Raw genomic sequence first — 3263 nt, forward strand, 5'->3', positions numbered from 1 at the left:
TACTCGTATTGCTTTTCTTGCTCACTACCTGTGACTGCTTCCTCCGGGACCATCCGTCCCAGTATCAAGCTGTCCAGCCGAGAGGGGGAACTTCACCGAGCGCTGCTGTCCGCGTTTGGTCCAGGACCTCGACCTTGACGGAGCCAACGGGCTTGGCATGCTTGCTGCCCTTTGCCTGGCGTGGCTGGTCGAGGGTGAGGGGGAGGGCCCCAGGTGCGGCCTTCGCTTGTCCAAATGTTGGCAGGGTCAGGATGGCGTGGCCGGCAGCCGGCCAGGAGACTCCCTGTGTGCGGTCCTTCTCAGCTCGTGCCACGGAGTCGCGGTGCTCGGCTGTCGACTTGCTGACTGTGGCTGCCGTTTTCTGGTTCGCTTTGGCGGTGAACGGCGACACCTTGTCAGGGTGCAGATTGACCTCTGGCCGGCCCAGCGGATCGGTATGAGCGGCAAACGCCACCGGCGTAAGCAAGCCCGGGATGAGCGCGAAGCCGGCAACCGTTGCTATGCGCTTCATGCAGGCACGCGCTACTGATCTACCTCTGCGCGTGCGCATCGCTGATCCGAACCCGTTCATGAGAGTGTCCGCCCCCCGCAGTGGCCACGTCCGGTGGCTTGCGTGCTAGCCCCTCGGCCGGCGCCGACGGGAACGAATGGTGGATAACGTGAAGAGTGAGAAATGCTTGTGTCGCTCTGTGGTGAGGGCTGGGTGGCTGTGTTCGCTGCTGCCCAGCCCTCGTCGTCAGCTAGCTTCTGATGGCGGCAGTACCTGGGAGCTGATCTGGTCGGCGGTCATCGCGCCCGTCCACACCCGCAAATCCTCCAGGGCCCCCGCCAGGTAGCTGGCAGTCACTCCGCCCTTCGTGCCGCGTCCCGCCGCCAGGTCTCCGTTGCCCTGTTGAGCGGCTGTGAAGCCGGTTTTGTCTCCGGAAGACTTGTCGAACGGTCCGACGTAGAGGTGCAGCTTGCCGTACCGGGACACGACCGCATCCGGGTCGGACGTGTCGTCCCAGACCTCTTGAGCGTCGAACACGCCGGTTACCTGGACTGCAGTATCGAGCTCGGCGAGTTCGTAGTCCGGAACCTCTGCGGTCTGCGTCACCTTTCCGTCGGGGCCGACGGCGGTCCGGGTGAAGTTCCATTGGTAGACGTCGTCGGCCATTTTGGTGACCTGGAGTGCCCAGGAGGATTCCTTGCCAGTGCTCTGGCCGGTGACCTGCCCCGTATATCCGATCGGTTTCGATGCGAGCGCATCCTTGTCGAGCTTGACCGAGGCCGAGACCGTGAACGATCCGCTCTCGTCGATCACCGGTCCGTTCATGGAGGCGTAGCCGGAGGTGCCGTTGAACGTGATGGCGCTGTGGTCCTCGTTCGCAGCGGCTCCCCCGGCCAGTTTCATGGGCGCGACCGGGTAGTAGCTGGTTTCGGGGATCTCTGCGGCAGTGGCCTGCGCGGCATCCCACTGTGCAACCAGTTCATTGGTCGGCACTCCGTCTACCTCTGCCCTGGCCTCCTGGGCGATCTCGTCAGCACTGAGTGGCTGCTGCCATGCGGACACCTCGTCGACGAGGCCGAAGAAGTACTCGCCGTACTTTCCGGCGATCTTCGAGCGGCCCATCTGCAGACCTTCGGTAGCCGTCCATGGCTCGTACGTTGATGCGCTCGCGGACAACCGGACGGGCTTTCCCTGTGGACGTCCGTTCACGAAGAGCTGGATTGTGTCGTTGGTCTTGTCTGCGTCGTTCTTGGCATCGAAGACACCGGCCAGATGCGTCCATACATTGAGCGGCGGATCCGTCTGGTCCGCTACCGAGCGGATGTACACAGGAGCGGTGGCGGTGTCCTTGTCAACACGATTGAAGATCCACTGGCGGTACGTAGCTGAGTAGTACAGGGTGAATGCGCTGCTGTTGGTTCCTGGCTCGGTCAACACCACTCGGTTGGCCGATCGGTCTGACAGCTGGACCCACGCGGAGACGGTGAACGAATCCTTGGTGTTCACCACCGCCGATCCGGTCGCCGCGTAACCGACCTGCTTCGCGGGATCGGTGATGGAGTCGTTGAGGCGAAGCGAGTAATCGTCGTCCCCGCGGCGGCCACGACCCGACCAGCCCGTTCCGTCCACGCCGACCAGCGTTGCTGGATGACGAGTGCCCCCTTCGGCAGCCGTGTCCTTGGCCGTCATCACGCCCGAGCCCGGTGCTCCGTCATCCAGGTGCCACTGGCCGACAGGCCCGGCAGCTGGTGACACCTTGAAGGTGAATTCTGCAGGAGTTCCCCATCGAGTCCGGCCCGTGGAGTCGGGCTTGAGGTCACTGGCCTCAACGGACAGCACTTGGGTGCCTGTCAGTGACGGAATGACGTCATCGACCTTGACGACAGATCCGCTGACTTGCTTGGTGTCTTTGGCCGACGTCGTCAGCAGCCGCCACCGGTAAGCCTTGACGTCCAGGTCCGTAGCAGCGTGCGTGAACGTGAAACTGCCCGGAATCCCAGGTCCTCCGTGGCCCTCGCAGTCATTTGCGGTGGCGCACTCTGTGTAGGGGCCGTTCGTTGTAATGGTGGGGGCCTTGGGTGCCGTCGAATCTATCCGGAAGTAGCACCACGCCGAGTACGGAGAGAAAAGCTCACCGATGGCGCCGTCGTATCCCCAGTGGGACTGAGTGCGCGCCTTGAGGCGGTACAAGCCCCCGTCCGCGCGATTGGAGGTACGCAAGCTCTGCAGCGTCTCATCGGGGACCCAGCCGCTGGAAGGGCGGTAGCCCGACCAGACCTGATGCCAGGCCGCATCGTCACCACGCTCGACAATGTACTCGGCCTGCAGCAGGCCCTCCTCGTCTCCGAGGTGGGCTTCGACCTTCGTCTGTACTCGGGCCTGCACCATCGGGTCGACGCGCGTGACCATCAGCGGGTCGGTGGCCGACGGCCTGCAGTAAGCCGTATTGCCGTTACCCGGGATCACGCCCACGCTGGTCGGCACGCCCGGACGGTGAACGTAGACGACCTGGAGGTCCGCGTTGTCGTCGAAACGCTTCCAGGCTCGCGGGTCCGTCTCGTCCTTGGCCCTGAGCATCAGGGTCAGACGGCTGATCTTGCCGTCCGCGAAGGAACGTACCGTTGCTGTGAGGTTCTCGTCCGGCTCTTCGGCGTAGTCGTTGAACTCGACCCAAGCGTCAGGCTGAAGTTCCCCCTCTCGGCTGGACAGCTTGATACTGGGACGGATGGTCCCGGAGGAAGCAGTCACAGGTAGTGAGCAAGAAAAGCAATAC

At 63.4% G+C, this 3263-nt stretch carries 2 protein-coding genes; both read right to left on the reverse strand.

Features of this window, described 5'->3' with window-relative positions; all coding sequences use genetic code 11:
• Nucleotides 1-64: 64 nt before the first annotated feature.
• Nucleotides 65-511: a hypothetical protein gene (locus tag ABZ564_RS32655; protein WP_360863124.1), complete on the reverse strand. Its 447-nt coding sequence runs from the start codon at nucleotides 509-511 to the stop codon at nucleotides 65-67.
• Between the two features lie 225 nt (nucleotides 512-736).
• Complete coding sequence (locus ABZ564_RS32660) at nucleotides 737-3238, reverse strand: LamG domain-containing protein (RefSeq protein ID WP_360863126.1); 2502 nt, start codon at nucleotides 3236-3238, stop codon at nucleotides 737-739.
• Nucleotides 3239-3263 lie beyond the last annotated feature (25 nt).

Source organism: Streptomyces sp. NPDC019224 (assembly GCF_040632605.1).
Lineage (GTDB): Bacteria > Actinomycetota > Actinomycetes > Streptomycetales > Streptomycetaceae > Streptomyces.

What these genes read in the sequence shown, in the direction of transcription:
- ABZ564_RS32655 (WP_360863124.1), bottom strand. Translation starts at nt 511, where the DNA reads ATGAAGCGCATAGCAACGGTTGCCGGCTTCGCGCTCATCCCGGGCTTG.